The organism is Streptomyces muensis, from assembly GCF_021474425.1.
Taxonomy (GTDB): domain Bacteria; phylum Actinomycetota; class Actinomycetes; order Streptomycetales; family Streptomycetaceae; genus Streptomyces; species Streptomyces muensis.
In genome coordinates, this window is the sequence record NZ_JAKEIP010000038.1 from 13,083 (window position 1) to 35,120 (window position 22,038).

18 protein-coding genes and 1 riboswitch are annotated in these 22,038 nt (G+C 70.7%); of the genes, 8 read left to right on the top strand and 10 right to left on the bottom strand.

The genetic code is table 11. The features are described from left to right. Positions 1–241: 241 nt before the first annotated feature. The 5 genes from L0P92_RS12980 to L0P92_RS13000 all read left to right on the top strand — a co-directional run bounded on the left by L0P92_RS12980 (position 242) and on the right by L0P92_RS13000 (position 6,564). The gene (locus L0P92_RS12980) at positions 242–1,231 is read left to right on the top strand and encodes a YfbM family protein (protein WP_234762729.1); all 990 of its coding nucleotides are present in this window, start codon (positions 242–244) and stop codon (positions 1,229–1,231) included. 190 nt (positions 1,232–1,421) lie between these two features. Further along, positions 1,422–2,819 (top strand): FAD-binding oxidoreductase, encoded by a 1,398-nt coding sequence (locus L0P92_RS12985; RefSeq protein ID WP_234762730.1) that lies wholly within the window; start codon positions 1,422–1,424, stop codon positions 2,817–2,819. Positions 2,820–2,964: 145 nt separating this feature from the next. Further along, positions 2,965–4,383 carry a cytochrome P450 family protein gene (locus L0P92_RS12990; RefSeq protein ID WP_234762731.1) on the top strand — a complete coding sequence of 473 codons (1,419 nt, stop codon included), beginning with the start codon at positions 2,965–2,967 and terminating at the stop codon, positions 4,381–4,383. Positions 4,384–4,583: 200 nt separating this feature from the next. Beyond that, positions 4,584–6,062 (top strand): MFS transporter, encoded by a 1,479-nt coding sequence (locus L0P92_RS12995; protein WP_234762755.1) that lies wholly within the window; start codon positions 4,584–4,586, stop codon positions 6,060–6,062. Positions 6,063–6,123: 61 nt separating this feature from the next. Continuing rightward, positions 6,124–6,564, top strand: coding sequence for a hypothetical protein (locus L0P92_RS13000; protein ID WP_234762732.1), 441 nt, complete (start codon positions 6,124–6,126; stop codon positions 6,562–6,564). A gap of 9 nt (positions 6,565–6,573) precedes the next feature. Here the strand turns inward: L0P92_RS13000 and L0P92_RS13005 are convergent, their stop codons facing one another. Continuing rightward, positions 6,574–8,568: a GDSL-type esterase/lipase family protein gene (locus L0P92_RS13005; protein ID WP_234762733.1), complete on the bottom strand. Its 1,995-nt coding sequence runs from the start codon at positions 8,566–8,568 to the stop codon at positions 6,574–6,576. 286 nt (positions 8,569–8,854) lie between these two features. On the opposite strand from L0P92_RS13005, the gene tgmA reads away from it, so the two are divergent. Next, a complete protein-coding gene (gene tgmA / locus L0P92_RS13010; protein ID WP_308289716.1) occupies positions 8,855–9,046 on the top strand; it encodes a putative ATP-grasp-modified RiPP in 192 nt (63 codons plus the stop codon). A gap of 14 nt (positions 9,047–9,060) precedes the next feature. After that, on the top strand, positions 9,061–10,005 hold the full coding sequence (locus L0P92_RS13015) for an MvdC/MvdD family ATP grasp protein (RefSeq protein ID WP_234762734.1): 945 nt from the start codon (positions 9,061–9,063) through the stop codon (positions 10,003–10,005). A gap of 24 nt (positions 10,006–10,029) precedes the next feature. Here L0P92_RS13015 and L0P92_RS13020 read toward each other — a convergent pair whose 3' ends face one another. The 4 genes from L0P92_RS13020 to L0P92_RS13035 are packed head-to-tail and all read right to left on the bottom strand — an operon-like array spanning position 10,030 to position 14,321. Next, entirely contained in the window at positions 10,030–10,896 is an 867-nt protein-coding gene (locus L0P92_RS13020) for a sugar phosphate isomerase/epimerase family protein (protein ID WP_234762735.1), read from the bottom strand. Further along, on the bottom strand, positions 10,893–11,909 hold the full coding sequence (locus L0P92_RS13025) for a Gfo/Idh/MocA family oxidoreductase (protein ID WP_234762736.1): 1,017 nt from the start codon (positions 11,907–11,909) through the stop codon (positions 10,893–10,895). The genes L0P92_RS13020 and L0P92_RS13025 overlap by 4 nt, the downstream gene beginning before the upstream one ends. Before the next feature lie 16 nt (positions 11,910–11,925). Further along, positions 11,926–13,350 carry a sugar porter family MFS transporter gene (locus L0P92_RS13030; protein WP_234762737.1) on the bottom strand — a complete coding sequence of 475 codons (1,425 nt, stop codon included), beginning with the start codon at positions 13,348–13,350 and terminating at the stop codon, positions 11,926–11,928. Between the two features lie 11 nt (positions 13,351–13,361). Further along, positions 13,362–14,321 carry a TIM barrel protein gene (locus L0P92_RS13035; RefSeq protein ID WP_234762738.1) on the bottom strand — a complete coding sequence of 320 codons (960 nt, stop codon included), beginning with the start codon at positions 14,319–14,321 and terminating at the stop codon, positions 13,362–13,364. A gap of 215 nt (positions 14,322–14,536) precedes the next feature. Between L0P92_RS13035 and L0P92_RS13040 the strand changes: the two genes are divergently transcribed. Continuing rightward, a complete protein-coding gene (locus tag L0P92_RS13040) occupies positions 14,537–15,538 on the top strand; it encodes a LacI family DNA-binding transcriptional regulator (protein WP_234762757.1) in 1,002 nt (333 codons plus the stop codon). Positions 15,539–15,635: 97 nt separating this feature from the next. On the opposite strand, the gene L0P92_RS13045 is transcribed toward L0P92_RS13040, so the two are convergent. The 5 genes from L0P92_RS13045 to L0P92_RS13065 all read right to left on the bottom strand — a co-directional run bounded on the left by L0P92_RS13045 (position 15,636) and on the right by L0P92_RS13065 (position 22,019). Continuing rightward, positions 15,636–16,640 (bottom strand): sugar ABC transporter substrate-binding protein, encoded by a 1,005-nt coding sequence (locus tag L0P92_RS13045; RefSeq protein ID WP_234762739.1) that lies wholly within the window; start codon positions 16,638–16,640, stop codon positions 15,636–15,638. Between the two features lie 248 nt (positions 16,641–16,888). Next, positions 16,889–18,352, bottom strand: coding sequence for a C40 family peptidase (locus tag L0P92_RS13050; RefSeq protein WP_234762740.1), 1,464 nt, complete (start codon positions 18,350–18,352; stop codon positions 16,889–16,891). 56 nt (positions 18,353–18,408) lie between these two features. Continuing rightward, positions 18,409–18,583: riboswitch (cyclic di-AMP (ydaO/yuaA leader) on the bottom strand. 142 nt (positions 18,584–18,725) lie between these two features. Next, entirely contained in the window at positions 18,726–19,784 is a 1,059-nt protein-coding gene (locus tag L0P92_RS13055; RefSeq protein WP_234762741.1) for an NAD-dependent epimerase/dehydratase family protein, read from the bottom strand. 70 nt (positions 19,785–19,854) lie between these two features. Beyond that, on the bottom strand, positions 19,855–21,114 hold the full coding sequence (locus L0P92_RS13060; RefSeq protein WP_234762742.1) for a glucarate dehydratase family protein: 1,260 nt from the start codon (positions 21,112–21,114) through the stop codon (positions 19,855–19,857). After that, positions 21,111–22,019 (bottom strand): 5-dehydro-4-deoxyglucarate dehydratase, encoded by a 909-nt coding sequence (locus L0P92_RS13065; RefSeq protein ID WP_234762743.1) that lies wholly within the window; start codon positions 22,017–22,019, stop codon positions 21,111–21,113. The genes L0P92_RS13060 and L0P92_RS13065 overlap by 4 nt, the downstream gene beginning before the upstream one ends. Positions 22,020–22,038: the final 19 nt, after the last annotated feature.

Below are 22,038 nucleotides of genomic sequence, written 5' to 3' on the forward strand. Positions count from 1 at the left end.
TCTCGCAGTCCACGGCGAGCAGTCAACGGGTCGCACCCACCACGGGCGATCGGGCTCACGCGACGGACCACCAGGGCCGCGCGCACACCGTTGCGGGTCAGCGCCGGACTCTCACCGGACTTCCCCCGCGGGAGGCCCGGGGAGCGTAACAGACAGGGCCGGCCCCGATTGTCAGTGCCCTGTGGAACAGTCGGTACGCGAGGGGAGACCACGTCGGCAAGTCAAGGGGGAACCACCTGCCATGGGCATGTACATCTCGTTCATCGGCGCGACCACGGAGGAGCTGGACCGGGCGGTCAAGGCCCCGGACCGGGCCGAGGACGACGTCGACGAACTCTTCGGGGGCGACGACTCCACGGTGCCCGGCCGCCCGAGTGCCGAGTTGGACAAGATGTGGGACGGCCTGCAGTTCCTGCTGGGTGAGGCCGGTGTGGGACGCGAGTTCATGATGGAGGGCTTCCTGATCGTGGAGGAAGGAACCTTGTTCGGGTGGTCCGTGGAGCAGGTCGAGGCCGTGGCACGGCAGCTGCGGGCCACGCCGTGGGAGCGCCTCGCGCCCCACTTCGACCCGGAGCGGATGATCAAGGAGAAGGTGTACCCGCATGTCTGGGACGTCGCCCCGCAGAGCGAGCTGGAGTGGCTGGAGAGCGCCTACGGCGACCTGGTCGAGTTCTTCGGCGCGGCAGCCGATCGCGGCCTCGGCGCGTTCATGACCTTCACGGCCGGGGCGGATGTCAACGCCCGCTTCACCGGTGCGCACCGCGAGACCCCGCTGCACTGGGCGGCCAGCACCGACGACGTACCCGTCCTGGACGCTCTCCTCGACCTGGGCGCGGACATCGAGGCCGACGGCGCGGTCATCGGCGGCGGCACGCCGCTGGCGGACGCGGTGGCCTTCGGGCAGTGGCGGTGCGCGCGGCGACTTGTCGAACGCGGCGCCCGTACCACCCTGTGGCAGGCGGCCGCCCTCGGCGCAGCAGACCGCGTCGCCGCCTGCCTCACCTCCGAGACCGACCCGCCCACCGCCGAGGACATCACCAACGCGCTGTGGTGCGCCTGCCACGGTGGGCAGCGGGAGACGGCCGAGCACCTGCTGCGACGCGGCGGCGACGTCAACTGGGTCGGCCACGACCGGTTGACGGCACTGGACGCCGCCGACCGCGCGGGCCACGGGACGCTGGTCGGGTGGCTGCGCGAGCAGGGGGCGAAGTCCGCCGCCGAGCTGGTCTGACGCGGGTCCGCGCGTTCGACATGCGGCCTGCCACGGCCAGGTGAAGACTGGGCTGGGCGGGGCCGCTTCGCCCTGCTGACATCCATACGAGGTGCGAACGGATCCGCGCACCACGCCCCCGCAGCCCGCTCGGACGTCAGGCGCAGCCATCCGTCCGCGGCTCACCGTCCTGACATGGAGGGAGCCGGCCATGGGCGGCATCAACGGAACAGCACTGGAAGGACTGCGCGAGGGGATGCGGGGACCCGTCATCACCGCGGCGGACCCGGGCTACGACGAGGCCCGCAGCATCTACAACGCCATGATCGACCGGCGCCCCGCGGCCTTCGCCCAGTGCGTGGACGTGGCGGACGTGCGCACCGTGCTCTCCTTCGCCAGGGACACCGGAGTCGAACTCGCCGTGCGCGGCGGCGGACACAGCGGACCCGGGCTGTGCCTGGTCGACGACGGGCTCGTCCTCGACCTCTCCACGATGCGCGGGGTGCACGTCGACCCGCGTGCGGGCACCGCACAGGTCGCCGGCGGCGCACAACTCGGCGACCTGGACCACGCGGCCCACACCTTCGGCCTCGGCGTGCCGGCCGGCATCATCTCGATGACCGGCGTCGGCGGACTCACCCTCGGCGGCGGCCACGGCTACCTCACCCGCAAGTACGGCCTGACCATCGACAGCCTCCGGTCCGCCGACGTCGTCCTCGCCGACGGATCGTTCGTCACCGCCTCCGAGGAGGAGCACCCGGACCTGTTCTGGGCGCTGCGCGGCGGCGGCGGGAACTTCGGCGTCGTCACGTCGTTCACGTTCGGCCTGCACCCCGTGGACACCGTCGGCGTCGCGGTGACGGTCTGGCCGGTCGACCGCACGCCGGAAGTGCTGCGCTGGTACCGGGAGTTCCTGCCTGCCGCGCCCCAGGACCTGTACGGCTTCTTCACCGTGTTCGTCATTCCGCCCGGGCCGCCGTTCCCCGAGCCGATCCACGGGCAGAAGATGTGCGGCGTCGTCTGGTGCTACACCGGCGACCCGGCGGGCGACCGCCTGGAGCAGGCGCTGACCGCGGTCAACGAACCGGCGCCGTCCGCCTTCCACTTCACCACGCCCATGCCCTACCCCGCCCTCCAGGGCATGTTCGACACCCTGATCCCGAAGGGCTACCAGTGGTACTGGCGCGGTGACTTCTTCGACACGATCTCCGACGCCGCGATCGAGGTGCACCACAAGTACGGCGAGAACATCCCCACCGAACTGTCCCTGATGCACCTGTATCCCGTGGACGCGGCGGCCCATCAGGTCGGAGCCGACGACACCGCCTGGGCCTACCGCGACGCCGTCTGGTCCGGCGTGATCGCCGGAGTCGACCCCGACCCCGCCAACGCCGACCTGATCCGGCAGTGGTGCGTCGACTACTGGACCGACCTGCACCCGCACTCCATGGGCGGCTCCTACATCAACTTCCTCGGCGAGGCGGAGAGCCCGGACCGGGTCCGGGCGACCTACCGCGGCCACTACGACCGACTCGCCGCGACCAAGCACACCTACGACCCGGACAACTTCTTCCACGCCAACCAGAACATCCCGCCGACGGCAGGCTGACGTCCGAGCCGCACGCTTCGGAGCCGCACGCGTCCGATCCGCACCCGTCGTTCACCAGCGGGAGCGCCTGAGGTAGGGTCACCGGCGTTGCCGGCTACTGACTGGTAGTGCGCCGGTGCGGGGAGTGTCGGAGGGCGGCAGGACGGTGGAATCCCAGGTGGGTGAGAGCGGATCCGTGAACGTCGACGGCACACGCCTGGAAGAGCTGACTCCCCAACCACTGCTGACCCGCGACTACGAGACCCGCCCCTCGCTCGTCTACGAGCGGCTGCGCCGGCAACACGGGCCCGTCGCCCCGGTCGACCTCCTCGGAGTTCCCGCCTGGCTGGTCCTCGGCTACCGCGAGGCGCTCCAGGTGCTCCAGGACGACGACGCCTGGCCGAAGGGGCTGGAGAACTGGCGGGCCCGCACCGAGGGCGAGGTGCCCGCGGACTGGCCGCTCGGGCCGTCCCTCGAGGTCAACCACGTGCTGATCCAGGGCGGCCCCGGATACGGCTCGCTGCGCACGGCGTGGGACGCGGCACTCAAGCCCTTCCAGGACCCCGGCCATCCGCAGGCCAAGCGCCTCAAAGCGGCCGTCACCGCCTACGCCGACGACCTGATCACCCTGGTCGGACAGGGCGGCGGCACCGGCGTGGCCGACCTCTCCGCCCAGTTCTCCCGGCCGCTGCCGCTGATGGTGGCCAGCCATCTGCTCGGCTTCCCCGGCTCCCAGGGCGACGACGCCCTGATGGACATGTGGCGTGTGCTGGACGCGGGTCCGGACGCGGAGCCCGCCCTGGAACGACTGCTCGCCACCCTCGCCGAACTCGCCGCCGTGAAGCTGAAGGAGCCGGGCGACGACTTCCCCTCCCACCTGCTGGCGGCGCATCCCGACCTCTCCCTCGACGAACTCGCCCGTGAGCTGTTCATGCTGCTCGGCATGACCTCCGACCACGTCGGCATCCTCATGTCCAACACGGTGGTCGAGGTCATCTCCGGCGACGGTGACGGCGCCGCCCGGGCCAGCCTGTCCGCCGGGATGATCAGGGAGACCATGAACCGGGTGGTCATGCGCAAGCCGCCGCTGGTGAACTTCGTGCCGCGCTTCGCCGCCCAGGACACCCCGCTCGGCAACTACACGATCCGGGCGGGCGACCCGGTCTGGGTCTCCTCCTCCGCCGCACACGCCGACCCGCTCTTCGCCGGCCATGTGGCGGCGAGCAGCACGATCAGCACCCGGGCGCATCTGTCCTGGGGCGCGGGCCGCCGCCAGTGCCCGGCACGCGAGCTGGCCTCGACGGTCGCGGCGGTGGGCGTTGGCCGGCTGTTCGAGCGGTTCAGCCACCTGGACCTCGCTCTCCCCGCCGATCAACTGCCCTGGCGCTCCTCGCCGTTCATGCGCGGCCTGCGCTCACTTCCCGTGCGCTACCAACTCGCCGCGCCGCCCGAGCGGGCGCCGGCGCCACGGCCGACCCCCGACACGGCACCGGAGAGCGCCGATCCGGTGCTGCCGGACCGCTCCGCCCGACAGCGCTCGTCGCTCTGGCGCTATCTGACGGGACTGATCCGCGGTCCTCGCTGACCGGCGCCTCGCAACACCGGTCCAGTGCGGCCCGGTGATCGACTGGAGGGCCGTACGGCACCGGCGTACGGTCGAATGGTGGCGGGAACCAGCCATCCGACCCCCGCCCACGGCACAGTGCCATGAGCAACCCCGAGCCGGCGCCCGAAGCACGGACCACCCCGCAGGAGACGGAGCGGAGCGAGAGCCGTGGCAGCGGTATGGCGCTGCTCGTCATCGCCTCCTGTCAGCTGATGGTGGTGCTCGACATCACCATCGTGAACATCGCCCTGCCGGACATCCAGCGCTCGCTCGACTTCTCGACGACCAGCCTGTCCTGGGTGGTCAACGCCTACACGCTCACCTTCGGCGGACTGCTGCTGCTCGGCGGCAGGATGGGCGACATCCTGGGCAGACGGCGGGTGTTCATCTTCGGCGTGCTGCTCTTCGTCCTCGCCTCCCTGCTCGGCGGACTCTCCCAGAACGAGTGGCAACTCCTCGCCGCCCGTGCCCTCCAGGGCGTCGGCGGCGCCATCGCCTCCCCGACCTCCCTCGCCCTGATCAGCACCACCTTCCCCGAAGGACCCGAACGCAACAGGGCGTTCGGCGTCTTCGCCGCGGTCTCGGCCGGCGGCGGCGCGATCGGGCTGCTGGCGGGCGGCATGCTCGTCGAGTGGCTGAACTGGCGGTGGGTGCTGTTCGTCAACGTGCCCATCGGACTGCTCATCGTGCTCGCCACACCGCGCTGGATCCGGGAGTCCGAGCGGCACGCCGGGCACTTCGACGTGCTGGGCGCGATGACCTCCACCATCGGCATGGTGCTGCTGGTGTACGGGTTCATCCGGGCCGCGCAGGACGGCTGGCGGGACGCGCTCACGCTGGGCGCGTTCGGGGCGGCCGTCGTGTTCCTGCTGCTGTTCGTCCTGGTCGAGGCGCGTTCCCGGCAACCGATCACGCCGTTGCACATGTTCGCCGACCGCAACCGGGCGGGCACCTACGGCATGATGCTGAGCCTCGCCGCCGCGATCTTCGGCATGTTCTTCTTCCTGACCCTCTTCGTGCAGAACGTGCTGGACTTCAGCCCGCTCGAAGCCGGTCTCGCCTTCCTGCCGGTGAGCGCCGTCATCGCGATCGGCGCGGGGCTGGCCTCGCAGTTCCTGCCCAAGTACGGGCCCAAACCGTTCATGGTGGTGGGCGCCATCCTGGCCGCCGCGGGTCTCGCCTGGCTGACCCTGACCGACGTCCACTCCACCTACCTCGGCAGCATTCTCGGCCCGATGCTCATCTTCAGCCTAGGCATGGGCATGGAGTTCGTGTCCCTGACCCTGATGGCGCTGTCCAACGTGGCCACCCAGGAGACGGGCGCCGCCTCCGGGCTCCTCAACGCCACCCAGCAGGTCGGCGGCTCCCTCGGGCTGTCCATCCTGGTCACGATGTTCGGTACGGCGAGCAACAACGAGGCCGACAAGCAGGTCCCCGCGTTCCTGTCCCAGGCGACCCCCCTGGAGCGCCTCCGCTTCGAACGCACCGGGCAGCTCCCGCCGCCCTACGCCGACGAGATCCTCACCGCCGGAGTCTCCGCCGCCTTCATCATGGCCGCGGTCTTCACCGCCATCGCCGCCGTGATCGCCCTCCTCGTCATCCAGGTCCGCCCCTCCGACCTCGAACGACTCCAGGGCGGAGGACTGCCGACGGCCTGACACGCGAACAGCACGCAGACGGCAAGCAGACGGCACGCGGGCACGCCCCTATGATCGGCGCGTGGACACAGCCGACCGTGACGCCCAGCGCCTGCCCGTCGCCCTGTGGAGTGCCGCCGGACGGCTCAGGAAGCTGGCGTACGACCTGTTCCTGGAGCACCAACCGCACCTCGGCTGGAGCGAGTTCGCCAAGTACGGTGCGACGCCCGGCATGCAGGTCCTCGGGGTGAACCTCGATCTCCCGGACGGTCGGGTGATGTCCTGCGGCCTCACCGTGCGCATGTCGCCGGACGCCTTCTCGGTCGAGGCGGACATCGGGGTGGACGCCCCGGAGGACGAGGAGGCCGAGAACGGCGGGTACCGCTATCTGCTGGAGATCCCGGAGGCATTCGCCGGCTCGCTCGACGAATACCTCCCGCTGATCGAGAACCAGGTGGACCAACTGATCGAGACGGCCCCGCGCTTCCTCCGCGAGCTGCGGGTCGGCGCCTGGCAGGGCTGACCGGCGCGGTCAGCCGCCGATGCGCGCCGCGATGACCGGTGCCAGGCGGTCGGCGATGACACGGTGGCCCTGGTCGTTGGGGTGGACGGAGTCCGTCAGGTCGCCGGAGCCCAGCCAGCCCGTGGTGTCGACGAAGGAGAGCCGGGTGTCGCCGCCGGCCACGGCCGCCTTGACCGCCGCCTCCGTCTGCGGGACGTAGCGGCCGCGGAAGGTCTCCAGTGCGAAGATCCAGGCCCGCGGATAGGCGGCGCGGACCTTGCGCAGCAGGCTGCCGTACGCCGACTGGAACTGGGTCGAACTCACGCCGTGGCCCACGTCGTTGGTGCCCAGGTTGATGACGACGGCGTCCGCCTGGTAGCGGGAGAAGTCCCAATCCGGCGTGGCCGAGTTGGGGTTGAGCCTGCCGAACTGCTGCTCCAGGCCCACGCATCCGTCGGACGTCGCGACCAGACAGGCACCGCCCTGGGCGACCTGGGTGTGCTCGGTACCCAGCCGTTCGCCGATCAGCCAGCCGTACGCGGTACGGGCGTTCTGCGAGGTGGTCGTGCCGACCGTGATGGAGTCGCCGACGAACTCGATCAGCTTGGCCGGGGCGGGCGGTGCGAACGTCGTCGCGCCGCTGTCGAGAGCGAGGCCCTGGAAGACGGCGTCGCCGCGATAGGACCCCGCGACCACCTGGTAGTTGACCTGGAGGGTGTGGTTGCCGGCGGACAGGGGCGTCGGCGTCAGGTCCACGGTGCCCTTGACGTCGTCGTAGAACTTCACGGGTCCGTTGTCGATACGGGCCCAGAAGTCGATGGTGTTGCGCTGCTTGAGCTTGACCGTGCGGCCGGTGAAGCCGACGCGGTAGTACGCCCCGGCCCAGTACGGGGTGTAGAGCGTGCTGGAGCTGCGGGTGTCCCAGCGGCCGACGAACTTGATGTTGGGGTCGCCTGGCTGGCCGGGTGCGGCCGCCTTCGTGGACACCTCGGCGGAACTGCCGAGCCGGGCGGCGATGACGGGCGCCAGACGGCCGGCGAACTTGGTGTGACCCGCCTCGTTGGGATGGCCGTTGCCGTCCTCGTAGTCGGCGCCGTCGGTGAGCCAGCCGGTCGTGTCGACGTAGTGCACCTTGGCGTCACCGGCGTTGTTGCGGGCGCTCACGGCCGCCCTGGTCTCCGTCACGTAGCGCTTCTTGAGCGTCTGCACGGCGAAGAGGTGTGCCTCGGGGTGCCTGGCGCGCAGATCGCTGAGGAACTTGGTGTACGCGGCCTGGAACGCCGAGCCGGACACGCCGTGGCCTATGTCGTTGGTGCCGAGGTTGATGACGACCGCGCTCGCCCGGTAGCGGGAGAAGTCCCAGTTCTGGTCGCCGGTGCTGCCGGTCCGGAAGTACTGGCCGCTCAGGCCGACGCAACCGGACTGCGCGACCAGGCAGTACCCGGCGCGGGCGATCCGCGTGTGCCGCATGCCCAGCCGCTCGCCGGTCTTCCAGGCGTAGGAGTCCAGCGCCAGCCGGTCGGTGAGGGCGCCGGCGGTGATGGAGTCGCCGACGAACTCGACCAGGCCGGACGGCACGGTCGCGGTGACCGTGCGCGCGCCGGGGTCCAGGACCAGGCCCTGGAAGACGGTGTCGCCCGAGCGGTAGGAGATCCGCAGGGTGTGGGTGCCGGGGGAGAGAGGCCGGGGAGTGAGGTTCACCGTCCCGCGTACGCCCGCGTGGAAGACGTCGGGGCCGCCGTCGACGCTCGCGTAGAAGTTGACCGCGTCCCTCGCCCGCACCTTCACGGTGGTGCCGGTGAAGGCCGTTTGGAGGTACGCGCCGGACCACTGGGGCACGGCGGCGGTGGCCGAACTCGTGTCCCAGCGGCCCACGTAGGAGATGTTGGGGTCGGTCACCGAACCGTCGCCCGCCGCTGCCCCCGCCGGAGCGGCGCCCGCCCAGGACAGGGAGAGAAGACAGGCGAGGAGGGCGGTGGTGAGGAGGGCGGAGAGGGTGCGTCTGTGGTGGGGGGTCGTCTGCACGGGGATCCCTTTCACGTGGGGTTGGGAGCGCTCCCATGAAGAATCGCCTTCCGAGAGAAGCAATGAAACGGTTCAACGTCAAGGGTCCCTGTGTTGCCCCTGTGGCCTCAGGGGTTGATGTGACAGATGTGACGCCGCATTCGATGAGTGATTTGTGGGGGAGCTGCATACGACTGGTGCTGCCGATGTGACGGCCTTCACCCCGATGTGGCGGAAAGTGATGAATTCCTTACGCAAGGAACGCGTAAGTGACTGTAGTTCAAACAACACGACACGGAGGTTTAAAGTGCAACCATTCACTCTCAAGTACGCTTTTCCCAAGGGGATTTGCCAGGCGGTGACGCCGTATCACTTCGACCCGGCCCAGCAGCTGAACGTGCTCCCCAACGGCCGTCCCGCCGTCAGCGACCCGGACCTTCTGCTCGCCGTCGGCACCACGACGTCCACCGCCGGGTCCGCGACCCACTTCGACGACTGACGACCCGTCCGCGAATGACCGTACTGATCCTCACGTCCGAGGAGGACGTGACAGCCGACATGGTGGTGGCCGCACTGCACGGGACGGGGACGCCCGTGCTGCGTCTGGACCCCGCCGACCTGCCGGGCAAGGCCGTGCTGTCCGCCGACTACGCCCACGGCGACTTCGACGGGCACCTGTCGGTCAACGGCCATGTGCTCAGCATGGGCGGGCTGCGCTCCATCTGGGTGCGTAGGCCGGGCGAACCGGCCGCGCACGCGGCCGACCCCTCACCGTGGCTGACCGCCGAGACCCGGCAGGCGCTCTACGGGATGCTCCACTCCGCCGCCGCCCGGTGGATGAACCATCCGCGCAACGCCGACCAGGCCCGGCTGAAGCCCTGGCAGTTGAGGGTCGCCCACCTCAGCGGCTTCGCCGTGCCGCCGACCGTGTTCACCACGGCACCCCGGCTGGCCCGGGAGTTCGTCGAGGAGTACCGGGAGGTCGTGGTGAAGTCCGCTTCGGGGCCGCCGCCCGATGACCCCCAGGTGGCCCTGCCCACCACCCTGATCGGCCCCGACGCGGACTTCGCGGCCGTCGCGGCCGGGCCCGCGCTGCTCCAACGCTACGTCCACAAGCGGGCGGACATCAGGCTGACCTGCGTCGGCACCCGCCTGTTCGCCGCCCGCAAGATCGCCGAACCCGGCCAGGTCGACGGGCGCTACGGCGACACCGGGCACGCCTGGCAGCCGGTTCCGGTGCCCGACCGGATCGGCAAGTCGGTGCACGAGTACGTCACTCTGGCCGGACTGGCGTACGCCGCCTTCGACTTCGCCGAGGACGAGGACGGCATCTGGTGGTTCCTGGAGTGCAACCAGGGCGGTCAGTTCGGCTTCGTCGAGCTGGAGACCGGGCAGCCGATCGCGGCGGAGGTCGCCCTGTGGCTGGCGCAGCACAGGGCGGACCGCCGCTCGCGCTGAGGACGGCCCGAACCTGCCTGCCGCCTACGCGGCCAGCTCCTTGCGGATGCGGTCCAGCATGAACGCCGAGGACTCCTTCGCCCGCTCCTCCCAGGCGAAGACGCAGGCCGTGGCCACACCGTCGAAGTCCAGCTCGCGCAGCGTGCCGAAGAACGCGTCCCAGTCGACCTCGCCCTGCCCGATGTCCAGGTGCTGGTGGATCCGGGCCGGGGTGCCGGGCGGATTGAGGATGTAGCGCAGGCCGGAGGAGCCCTTGTGGTTGAAGGAGTCCGCGATGTGCACATGCTGGAGCTTGTCCCCGGCGTAGCGCATCATCGCCGCGACGTCCGCCGTCGGGTCGGCGCCCGAGAGGTGGAAGGAGTGCGGGGCGCAGTACAGGTAGTTCACCCACGGCTTGTTGATCGCGCGGACCAGGTCGACCGCGGGGGTGTTCTCCTCGCAGAAGTCGTCCGGATGGGCCTCCAGGTTCAGAGCGATGCCTTCGCGCTCGAACACCGGGAGGAGCTCCTCCAGCGAGCGCCAGAAGGCCGCCTCGCTCTCGGCGGCCCGTTCGGGGCGGCCGTTGAACTCGCTGTTCATGAGCGGACATCCGAGGTCGGAGGTGATCTCGATCATCCGCTTCCAGTAGCGGACGGCCGCCTGCCGCTCGGTCTCGTCCGGCGAGGACCACTTGTACAGCGGCAACACGGAGGACAGCTGGACGCCGTGTGTGCGCAGGGAGTTCTTCAGCTCGGCGATCCGCTCGTCGTCGGCGCGCGGGTGCAGGAAGAACGGCATGAAGTCGTCGCGGGGCGACAACTCGATGTACTCGTAACCGAGTTCGGCGACGGTGCGCACCATCTCGTCGATGGGGAGCGCGCGGAGCATGTACGGGTCAAGGGCGATTTTCACGCGGCACCTCCGTAGAAGGCGGGGCGGGGCTTGAGGTCGGTGGCGACGACACGGCCCGACTGGAGGGCCTCGACGGTCGCGGCGGTGATGACGGTGGCGGCATAGCCGTCCCAGGCCGAGGGCCCGGTCGGCTCCTCGCCGGCGGCGATGCCCTCGATCCACTCGCGGAACTCGGTGTCGAAGGCGTCCCGGAAGCGGCCCACCCAGTCGGTGAGGACCTCGGTGCTGTGCCGGGCTGCGGTGCGCACGCCGACGGCGGCCGGGTCGGGGAGCCGGACCAGGCCCTCCTCACCCACCGCCTCGCACTGGATGTCGTAGCCGTACTGGCAGTTGACGAAGACCTCGAGGTCGATACGGACGCCCTTGGCGGTCTCGAACAGCATGATCTGCGGGTCCTTCAGGTGCGCGAACCGCTTGCTCGTGGCGCGCGGGGTGATCACCTGGGTGGAGACGATCTCGTCGTCCAGCAGCCAGCGCAGTACGTCCACCTCGTGCACGGCCGTGTCGAGGGCGGCCATCTCGGAGGTGTACGACTCCGGCACGGTCGGGTTGCGGTGGGCGCAGTGCACGATCAGCGGCTCGCCGATCCGGCCCGCGTCGATGACCTGCTTCATCTGCCGGTAGCCGGTGTCGTAGCGGCGCATGAAGCCGACCTGGACCAGTCGCCGGCCGTGGGCGGTCTCGGCCTCGACGATCCTGAGGCAGTCCTCGGCGGTGGTGGCCAGCGGCTTCTCGCAGAACACCGGCTTTCCGGCGGCGATGGCGTTCAGCACGTGCTCGGCATGGGTCGGACCCCAGGACGTCACCAGGACGGCGTCGACGTCGTCGGCCGCGACCACGGCCGCGCCGTCGGGCAGCACCCGGGCGCCGACCGGTGCCGCCGCCTCCTCGGCCCGTACGGCGTCGATGTCGGTGACCGCGGTGACACGGGCGCCGGTGACGGTGTCGGTCAGGCGCCGGATGTGCTCCTTGCCGATCCAGCCGGCGCCGATGACGCCTACACGTACAGTCATGGTTTCTCAGTCCTAACTAGGAGTAGCGCGCCCGGAGTTCGGCTTCGAGGGTCTCGAGCGAACGGCCCTTCGTCTCGGGGACGTAGCGCTTGACGAAGGCGAGCGAGAACACACCCGCCACCACGAACAGGAAGAAGGTGTTGGAGATCCCGATGCCGGAGACCAGCGACGGGAAGACCAGGCCGATCACGAAGTTGGTCAGCCACAGCACCACGGCCGCGACCCCCATGCCGAAGCCGCGCATCCGCATCGGGAAGATCTCCGACAGCATCAGCCAGGTCACCGGCGAGATCGCGCCCTGCTGGAAGGCGAGGAAGGTGACGGTCATGGCGAGCACGGCGTAGGCACGGCCGTCTCCGGCCGGCAGCGCCAGGGAGAAGACCCCGATCAGCAACAGGGCGGCGGTGGTGCCCATCTGACCGGCCATCAGCATCGGGCGGCGGTTGACCCGGCCGAGCAGCCAGATGCCGACGAAGGTGGCCAGCACCGAGATCACGCCGTTGGCGATGTTGGCGGTCAGTGCGCTGTCGGAGGCGAAGCCGGCGTCGGTGAGGATCTGGGTGCCGTAGTACATGATCGTGTTGACGCCGGTGATCTGCTGCACGATCGCGATGCCGAAGCCGACGAACATCAGCTTGCGGATCCACGGCGTGGCCTTCATGTCCTGCCAGCCGCCGAGCTTCTCCTGCTCCTCCTTGACGGCGAGCGCGGACACCTCGGCGAGCTCGGCCTCGGCCCGCTGGCGCGACCTGACCTGCTTGAGCACCTCAAGGGCCTCGCCGAAGCGGGCCTTGGAGGCGAGCCAGCGCGGGCTCTCCGGCATCACCAGCATGCCGAACCAGAGCACGACGGCCGGGAGCGTGGCGATCACCAGCATCCAGCGCCACACGCCACCGGACTCGCCGCCCACCTGGGCGATGATCGCGTTCGACGTGAACGCCAGCAACTGGCCGCTGACGATCATGAGTTCGTTACGGGTGACCAGCGCGCCGCGTCGCTCGGCGGGGGAGACCTCCGCGAGGTAGACCGGCACCGTCACCGAGGCGCCGCCCACCGCGAGGCCGAGCACGAACCGGGCGACGACCATGACGGCCGTCGTGGGCGCCAGGGTGCAGCCGAGCGCGCCGACGAAGAACAGCACCGCGAGCGTGAGGATCGTACGGCGCCGTCCTCGCGCGTCCGAGAGCCGACCGCCGACCACCGCGCCGAGCGCGGCACCGAGGAGCAGCGAGCTGGTGACCATGCCCTCGGTGACCGCGGTCAGGCCGAGGTCGTCGGTCATGTAGGGCAGGGCGCCGTTGATGACGCCGGTGTCGTAGCCGAAGAGCAGTCCGCCGAAGGTGGCGATGACGGTGATCAGCCGCAGCCTGCGGGACACCGCGGGCGGGGCGTCGTCCGTGACGGGGGAGGGGGTCTGGGTCGCGTCGTCCCTGACGTCCATGGGCCTTCTCCTCACTGCTCGCGCGCCGTGAGCGGGGGGCGCCGGGTACCCGACAGACCGCAGCCCGCCAGGTGCTCACGGGTGCTCACGGCGATGGGCAGCGGTACGTCGGGTGCGCAGGGGTACAGGTCCTGCTCGACGATCACGAACAACTCCGCGTCCAGCCGGGCGAGTTCCGTCACCACGTCGGCGGGCTTCGGCACACCCGCGGGCGGTGACACGCACACGCCGCGCTTGACGGCCTCGCCGAACGACAGATCCTCCGCGGCGACCTGGGCGAGGATCTCCGGGTCCATCTGCTTGATGTGCACGTAGCCGACGCGCTCGCCGAACCGCCGGATCAGATCGACGTTGTCACCGCCGCCGTACGCGACATGCCCGGTGTCCAGGCACAGGTTCGTCCAGCGGGCGTCCGACTCGTTCAGCAGCCGCTCGATCTCCGGCTGGGTCTGGATGTGGCTGTCGGCGTGCGGATGGATGACGAGCCGTACGTCGTACTCGTCGAGCAGCAGCCTGCCCAGCCGGTCGGCGGCCTTGCCGAAGCCCGCCCACTGCTCGGCGGTCAGCTCCGGCGACTCGGTGAACGCGCCGGTCTTCTCGTCCCGGTACATGGGCGGGATGAGGACCAGGTGATGGGCGCCCGCGGCGGCGGTCAGCTCCGCGACCTGCCGGACGTGCGCGAGCATCCCGTCCCAGGCCTCCGGCCGGTGCAGCGCGCCGAACGCGGTGCCGCCGGAGACCTTGAGGCCCCGCGCCTGAAGCTCCTCCGCGAGCTGCCGCGGGTCGGTGGGGAGGTATCCGTAGGGGCCGAGCTCCAGCCACTCGTACCCGGCGGCGGCCAGCTCGTCGAGGAAGCGGGTGTACGGGACCTGCTGGTCGTCCTCGGGGAACCAGACGCCCCAGGAGTCGGGGGCCGAGCCCAGGCACAGATTGCCCGCGACGGTGCGGAGCGAGGTTGGCGCCGTTGCCATGACAAGTCCTTCGGGGAGGGAGGGGGCGGATGTCGGAGGACGTATCCACGAATGTTCTGTCGCGCTCTACTAGCGCGCTCTAGTGCGAGTACGATGACCCTGGTCCAAATGTCATGTCAATAGCTTGTTGCCGGGAGATTTCGAGAGCTCGTTAAGGTGAACGGCGTCGAAGGGTGGGTTCACAGGTGGAAGCGTCAGGCCGGCAGCGGCCCACGATGGCGGACGTCGCCGAGAAGGCGGGCGTGTCCCGAGCGCTGGTCTCGATCATCTTCCGCGATCTTCCGGGCGCCGGCCGCGAGACACGGGAGCGGGTGCTGCGCGTCGCCGACGAGATCGGCTACCGCCCGGACAACGCGGCCCGGTTGCTCGCCCGCGGCCGCAGCCGCACGCTCGGTGTGATGTTCACGGTCCACCAGACCTTCCACACGGACCTCATAGCGGGCATCTACCCGGAGGCCGAGCGGCTCGGCTACGACGTGCTGCTGTCCGGGACGACCCCGGGCCGCGGTGAGGCCAAGGCCGTGGAGGCGCTGCTCGGCCACCGCTGCGAGGGACTGATCCTGCTCGCCCCCGACGCCGAGCCCGGCTACCTCGACCAGCTCGGACACCGTGCGGCCACCGTCTCGGTCGCCCGGCGTGCGCCCGGCGCCCAGGTGGACCTCGTGCACAGCGCCGAGGGCAAGGGGGTGCGCCAGGCCATGGACCACCTCGTGGAACTGGGCCACCGCCGGATCGTGCACATCGACGGCGGCCGCGGCCCCGGCTCGGCCGAGCGGCGGCGCGCCTACCGGGCCGCGATGCGCCGGCACGGGCTGGCGGACCACGTCCGGGTCATCCCCGGCGCTCACACCGAGGAGTCGGGGATCGAGGCGGGCCGCCTGCTGCTGGCGGAACGCGACCGGGGGCTGCCGCTGCCCACCGCGGTCCTCGCGGGCAACGACCGTTGCGCGCTGGGCCTGTTGATGCCCCTGACCCGGGCGGGCGTGGAGGTCCCGCGCGACATGTCCGTGGTCGGCTACGACGACAGCCATCTCTCCCACCTGATGCCGATCGGCCTGACCACCGTCCGCCAGGACGCCGTGCTCATGGCCGAACACGCGGTCCGCTTCGCCGTGGACCGGCTGGAGAACCCCGAACTGGCCCCGCGCGAGGCCGTGCTGGATCCCAAGCTGGTCGTCCGGGGCACGAGCGGGCCGGCCCCGCAGGAGCCGGCCTGATCCTCACCTACGGCGGCGGGGCCGTCCTCACGTACAACGGCGGGGTCGGCCGCGCCCCGTCGCGGCCACGGCCGACCCCGCCTGTCCATGGACGCGCCTAGCGCGTGCCCTTCGCGGCGAACTCCGCCACCGCGTCGACGTTGTCCTTGGTGATGAAGGCGGGCCCGGTCAGCACCGGAGCGGTGCCGCCGCCGCTGAAGTTGCCGTTCGTCCTGTACAGCCACAGCGAGTCGACCGCGAGGTAACCCTGGAGGTAGGGCTGCTGGTCGACGGCGAACTCGACCTTGCCGTCCTGGACGGCGGTGACCAGCTCCTTGTTGAGGTCGAAGGTCGCGACCTTGGCCTTGCTGCCCGCGTCGGCCACCGACTGCACGGCGGTCAGCGCGAACGGCGCGCCGAGGGTGACCACCTGGTCGATGGTGGAGTCCTGCTGGAGCTTGGCGGTGATCGTCGACTTCACCGAAGGCATGTCGGTGCCGTTGACGTACAGGATGTCCGTCTTGCCCTTGAACCCCTTCTTCAGACCGGCGCAGCGGGCCTCCAGCGCCACATGGCCCTGCTCCTGGATGACACAGACGGCGTGCTTGGCGCCGGTCTCGCCCAGCCGCTCACCGAAGGCGTTGCCCGCGATGTTCTCGTCCTGCCCGAAGTACTCGAGCATGCCGAGGTCCTTCCAGTTGTCCAGGCCCGCGTTGAAGCCGACGACCGGGATGCCGGCCGCCTTGGCCTTGCCGATCACGGCCTTCATGGCGCTCGGCTTGGCCGCGGTGAGGGCGATGCCGTCGACCTTCTGGTCGATCGCGTTCTGCACCAGGTTGGCCTGGTTGCCGGCGCTCGGATCGCTGGAGTAGACGAGCTTGATGTTGTCCTTGGCCGCGGCGGCCTCGGCCCCCTTGCGGATCAGGTCCCAGAAGGTGTCGCCCGGAGCCGCGTGGGTGACCATGGCCACGGTCATCCGGGGCGTGGTGGCCTTGCCCGCCGAGGCGCCCGCTGAGCCCTCCTCGGACTGCTTCCCGCCGGAGCTGCTGGAGCATCCCGCGGCGAACAGGGCGGCGGCCAGAGCGGCGGCGGTCAGTGTCGCGGCTCGGTGGTGTCTGCGCATGTCCCATGCACCTCGCTGTGCTGGTCGGGGCGGGTTCTCAGGTGGGGGGAGGGTCACGGGTACCGCCCGTTGGATAACGACTGGAGCGCTTCACTAGCGCGCTCTAGTGGCAGGTACTATGCGGCGAGTCCGCGGATGATGTCAATGGGTTTGTCAGGACGTATCGACAAAGCCGAGGTCGGGCAGGCAAAGAGAACCACCCCGCCTCATGGGAGACGGGGTGGTGGTGGCGGTTCGCCGTCCTCGACTCAGGCGGGCCGTATCACGCTGTGGATCGCCGACTCACCGGCGTAGTGGATCGACTCCTCGCGGATGGCCGCCCCCGGGCTCGGGGCGTGGATCATCATGCCGTTCCCGGAGTAGATCCCGACGTGGCCGACGTGGAAGAGCACCAGGTCGCCGGGTTCCAGGTAGGTGAGAGCGATCCCCCGGCCGGCGGTCGCCTGCTCCGGCGCGGTGCGCGGCAGGGAGATACCGGCGGCCTTCCAGGCGGCCTGGGTGAGGCCGGGGCCGTCGTACGCGTCCGGACCCGACGTACCCCAGACACAGGGCTTGCCGATCTGGGCACGCGCGAAGTCCAGCGCACGCAGGGCTCGGGTGTCCTGCGGGGCGGTCGCCGTGAGGGCGGTGGCCTGACTCGTGGCGGGGAGTTGCCCCGTGTCGTAGGTCGGGTTGGTGCCGTACGCCTGAGTGTCGTAGCTCTGCCCGGTGCCGTACGTCTGCCCGGGCTCGTAGGTCTGCGCGGTCGTGTAGGTCTGGCCGGTCGCGTAGGCCTGGCCGGTGTCGAGGGCCTGGTCCGGGGCGTAGGGCTCTGCCGTGGCGGGGGCTTGGTTCGTTGCGATCGTGGGCAGCGGGTCGGTGAGCGGGTCCGGTGCGGGGGTCCAGGCCGTGGTGCCGGGCGGGACGGTGGTGAGCTCGGCCGGGCCCTGGTTGCGCAGGGCGTCCCACTGGGTGTCGGCCGAAGGCTGGGCCTGGGGTGCCGTGTGCAGGGACAGCAACTCGCGGGCCTGGGAGAGCTTGCGCTGGTTGCGCTCCTTGGACGTCCGCAGCGAGGACCGCTGTTCGTTCGAGGCTTCGGCGGACGGGGCGGGCAGCGCGAGGGCGGTCTGGTCGGAACGGGTGCCCTGGAGGGCACCGGTCTCCAGCGGCGACTCGGGCGCGGCCGGCAACGCGGCGAGGGGACCGGCCGTCAGTTCGGCCACCGCGGCCGTCGCGGTCGCCGGTCCGGACGTCAACTCGGCGACAGGCGCAGCGGGAAGCTCCAGGGCGGCGCGGCCGGTCGCCTCCCGGCCGCGGTCGGCGAGGCCGTCGGCCGCGCGGGGGGCCCGTGTTCCCGTGGGGCGGGCCGGCAGTCTGTCGGTCGGCAGCACGGCCGGAACGGTCGGACCCAGCTTCGAGCGGGCCACGTCGAACCACTGCCGGGCCACGCTGTCCAGCGCGGGGTCACCGCGCCCGCTGTCGTCGCCGCGGGCGGCGGGCCTGCGTCCGGCGTCCACCGGCCGGTCGGCACGTCCACGCGGTCCGGTCGCCGAGGCGCGGGTGGCGTTGAAGGTCCCCGTGTCGGACTCGGCCTGGTCGTAGAGGGAGCTGACGCGTCGGCTGACCTCCTCGCGGCTCGGTGACTCGTCCCCGGCCGAAGGGGCGGCGTTGGCCGTCTGGGCGAGCAGTGCCACAGAGGTGAGGGCTGCCGACGCGAGTGCGGAGTTGCGCATGCCGGGGAGGCTCAGAGCCCCCGGGCGCGCGCTGCGTTCCGGCGCCATGGGCGACGTACTCCTTCCGTGCTCCGCCTACCGAGTTAGCTGACGGGTTCGGGCGGTCGGTCCGGAAGGTGTGCCCTACGGCCCTTGCCCCGAAGGGCAGTTGGGCCGATTCACCCCAAGTTCGGTTGGGTCCCCGGCTCCAGTGGACCCTCGCGGGCACACCGGACTCGGCGGAGGCCGCGCGTCCCGGCGGGGTTCGCCGGAGGTCGTCGTGCGGTCCGATCCGTAACCTAACGAACTTGTGAGCCCTCCGTGAAGATTGACATGTGAAATGTCCGATACGTTTTTGTGACCTTCGACGCTCGGGGCCGTGGGGAGCCCGAACTCACCGCGCGGCGCGTCGGCTTCGCCACGCTTCGTAGTGGTCCAGCAAGGTCTGCTCGATCGGGCGGTAGGTGATGCCGAGTTCGCTCACGCTGCGGCTGTTGTCGACCCGGAACCGGATGCCGAGGTGTTTGCGGATGTAGTCCTGGGTCAGCCCGAAGGCGGGGCCGAGCACGCGGACCGGCCAGTGGGGGAGTGCGGTGCGCGGGAGGCGGAGGTCGCGCGGGTGGCGGGTCCGGAGCACCCGGGACATCTCGTGGAAGGACGTCATGGTCGGGGCGGCGAGGATGTAGCGGCCCTTCGCGTCCGGGTTCTCCGCCGCCGCGATGTGCGCGTCGGCCACCTCACGCACGTCCACCGTGGTGAAGCTGAAGTCCGGGGCGCCGTAGAAGAAGTAGCCCTTGAACAGCTCGTCCAGCAGGAAGAGGCTGCCGGACTCCGAGGCGGGCGTGAGGGAGGGGCCGAGGACCAGGCCGGGGTTGACCGACACCATGCGCCAGCGGTCCTGGGCGGCCTCCGCGTCCCAGGCCGCACGCTCGGCGACCGTCTTCGCGTAGTGGTACGGGTTGTTCTCCACGGTGCTGGTGGTGTTGAAGTACCGCTCGGACAGCACCGCGTCGTCCATGGCCAGTACGTCGGAGTAGTCACCGAAGATCGCGCCCACGGTGGAGGTGAGGACCAGCCGCTCGACGGTGGGCGTGCGCTCGACGGAGGCCAGTACGTTGCGGGTGCCCAGCAGGGCCGGGTCGACCATGTCCCGGCGGCCGTCGTCGATCTTCTCCGGCATACGGAACGGCGAGGCCACATGGAACACCACCCGGCAGCCGGCCATCGCCTCGTCGAAGGAGCCCTCGGTCAGCAAGTCGGCCTCGAACAGCCGGAGTTGGTCCGGATGAGCCTCCTGCATCTCCCGCAGCGGCCGTACCTTCGCCGTGTCGGCCGTGCGACGTACCGTCGCATGGACCAGGTAGCCGCGCTCCAGCAGTCGTTTGACCAGATGACTGCCGACGAACCCGCTGCCGCCGGTCACCAACACGCTCGCCGAACCGTCCTCGCCCACGCGCTCACCCCTCCGGTCGTGCGGTCGGGGCCACCCTAAGGGGCCTCGGCCCCGACCGCCTCGTCCCGGGTCACCAGCGCGGCAGCCGCAGTTCGTACTCCGGGTGGATCCGCCGCATGTACCCGGTGTCGTCCCGGCTGCGCACTCCCGACTCCACGTACAGCCGGTGCAGCCGGTCCAAGGCGTCGTGGTCGAGTTCGACGCCGAGGCCGGGGCCGGTCGGGACCTCGACCGCGCCGTCGCGCAGCTCCAGGACGCCGGGGACGATCACGTCGTCGGCGGAGTTCCACGGGTAGTGCGTGTCGCAGGAGTGGTCGAGGTTGGGGATGGCCGCCGCGACATGGGTCATGGCGGCGAGGCTGATCCCGAGGTGCGAGTTGGAGTGCATCGACAGGGCGATGCCGAACGCCTCGCAGACCGCCGCCAGTTCACGGGTGCGGCGCAGTCCGCCCCAGTAGTGGTGGTCGGTGAGGAGCACCTGGATCGCGTTCCGCTCGATCGCCGGGCGCAGGTGCTCCCAGGCGATCACGCACATGTTGGTGGCGAGCGGGAGCGGCGAGTCCTTCGCGACCTCCGCCATGCCGGGAATCGTCGCGGTCGGGTCCTCCAGGTACTCCAGGACGCCGTTCAGCTCACGGGCGACGTACCGCGAAGTCTCCACCGTCCAGGCGGTGTTGGGGTCCAGACGCAGCGGCTGCCCGGGGAAGGCCTCCCCCAGCGCCCTGATCGCGGCGATCTCCTCGTCGGGCGGGAAGACACCGCCCTTGAGCTTGAACGACTCGAACCCGTACCGCTGTCGCATCAGCCGCGCCTGCTCGACGATCCCGGCCGGGTCCAGCGCCTCGCCCCAGTCGTCGCCGACCGCCGCACGGCCGTCCAGGGCCGGGTGCTCGGCCCACTTGTAGAAGAGGTACGCCGCGAAGGGCACGCGGTCGCGGACCTTCCCGCCGAGCAGGTCGCTGACCGGGCGGTCCAGCAGCCTGCCCTGGGCGTCGAGACAGGCGACCTCGACCGCCGAGGTGGTCCAGCCGCGCTCGTGGGAGCTGGGCACGGCGGGCAGCAGCGCGGCGTCGATCGCGGCCGTGACGGCGGTCGTGTCGAAGACGTCCATGCCGACGACGACCTTCGCGGCCGCTTGGAGTCGCTCCAGGCGGGCGATGCCGCCGGGGGACTCGCCGAGGCCCACCGTGCCGTCCTCCAGGACGAGTTGGAGGATGACGCGCAGGGCGAGCGGCTCGTGGACGCCGTTGGAGTTGAGCAGCGGCGGGTCGCGGAAGGCGATCGGGGTGACGATCAGCTCGCGGATGCGGGTGCCGACGGTGGTGCTCATGCGCGGACCGCCTCCAGGCCGTGGTCGATCAGTTTCGCGAGCCGGGCGACATGCTCCGGCGTCGGGTCGAGCAGCGGGGCGCGTACGCCGCCGACGTCAAGGCCGCGGAGGGTCACTCCGGCCTTGACCAGGGCCACGGCGTATCCCGGGACCTCGTCGCGGAGTTCGACCAGCGGGCCGTAGAACTCGTCCAGCAGGGTCGTCACCAGCTCCCGGTCGCCGCCGGCCAGCGCCTGGTGGAAGGCCAGCGCGATCTCCGGGGCGAAGGCGAACACGGCCGAGGAGTACAGGTCGACGCCGATGCCCTGGTAGGCGGGCGCGGTCATCTCGGCGGTGGGCAGGCCGTTGAAGAACTGGAAGTCCGCGCCACCGGGCACGGCGCGCACGGCCCGGACGACGCGGTGCATCCGCTCGATGTCGCCGATGCCGTCCTTGAGGCCGACGACCTTCTGCAGGGCGGCGATCTCGGCCGCCGTGGCCTCGGTGAGACGGGCGGTGCCGCGCTGGTAGAAGATCACCGGCAGGTCGGTCGCGGCGGTGACCTCCTCTACGTATCGCACCAGGCCCCGCTGCGGCGCCGTCACCAGGTACGGCGGCAGCAGCAGGATGCCGTCGGCGCCGGCGCGTGCGACGCGGACGGCGTGGTCGCGGGCGACCGGGGGCGGGCCGCCCGCGGCGGCCAGGACCGGCACCCGGCCCGCCGTCGTCTCCACCGCGACCCGCGTGGCGCGCTCGATCTCGTCGGGCGTCAGGGCGTGGAACTCACCGGTGCCGCAGGCGACGAACACGCCGCCCGCACCCGCCGTGACGCCGCTGTCGATGTGCCGCGCGAGGCGCTCCTCGTCCAGCGAGCCGTCCGCGGCGAACGGCGTCACCGGAAAGAACAGCACTCCTTGGAACTTCATGTCTCCCTCGAAACTACGG

Excerpts from the sequence above, each read along its gene's own strand:
- L0P92_RS12980 (WP_234762729.1), top strand. The coding sequence starts at position 242 with ATGGGCATGTACATCTCGTTCATCGGCGCGACCACGGAGGAGCTGGAC.
- L0P92_RS13045 (WP_234762739.1), bottom strand. The coding sequence starts at position 16,640 with ATGCGCAGACACCACCGAGCCGCGACACTGACCGCCGCCGCTCTGGCC.
- L0P92_RS13065 (WP_234762743.1), bottom strand. The coding sequence starts at position 22,019 with ATGAAGTTCCAAGGAGTGCTGTTCTTTCCGGTGACGCCGTTCGCCGCG.
- L0P92_RS12985 (WP_234762730.1), top strand. The coding sequence starts at position 1,422 with ATGGGCGGCATCAACGGAACAGCACTGGAAGGACTGCGCGAGGGGATG.
- L0P92_RS13015 (WP_234762734.1), top strand. The coding sequence starts at position 9,061 with ATGACCGTACTGATCCTCACGTCCGAGGAGGACGTGACAGCCGACATG.
- L0P92_RS13025 (WP_234762736.1), bottom strand. The coding sequence starts at position 11,909 with ATGACTGTACGTGTAGGCGTCATCGGCGCCGGCTGGATCGGCAAGGAG.
- L0P92_RS13040 (WP_234762757.1), top strand. The coding sequence starts at position 14,537 with ATGGCGGACGTCGCCGAGAAGGCGGGCGTGTCCCGAGCGCTGGTCTCG.
- L0P92_RS12995 (WP_234762755.1), top strand. The coding sequence starts at position 4,584 with ATGGCGCTGCTCGTCATCGCCTCCTGTCAGCTGATGGTGGTGCTCGAC.
- L0P92_RS13060 (WP_234762742.1), bottom strand. The coding sequence starts at position 21,114 with ATGAGCACCACCGTCGGCACCCGCATCCGCGAGCTGATCGTCACCCCG.
- L0P92_RS13035 (WP_234762738.1), bottom strand. The coding sequence starts at position 14,321 with ATGGCAACGGCGCCAACCTCGCTCCGCACCGTCGCGGGCAATCTGTGC.
- L0P92_RS13030 (WP_234762737.1), bottom strand. The coding sequence starts at position 13,350 with ATGGACGTCAGGGACGACGCGACCCAGACCCCCTCCCCCGTCACGGAC.
- L0P92_RS13050 (WP_234762740.1), bottom strand. The coding sequence starts at position 18,352 with ATGCGCAACTCCGCACTCGCGTCGGCAGCCCTCACCTCTGTGGCACTG.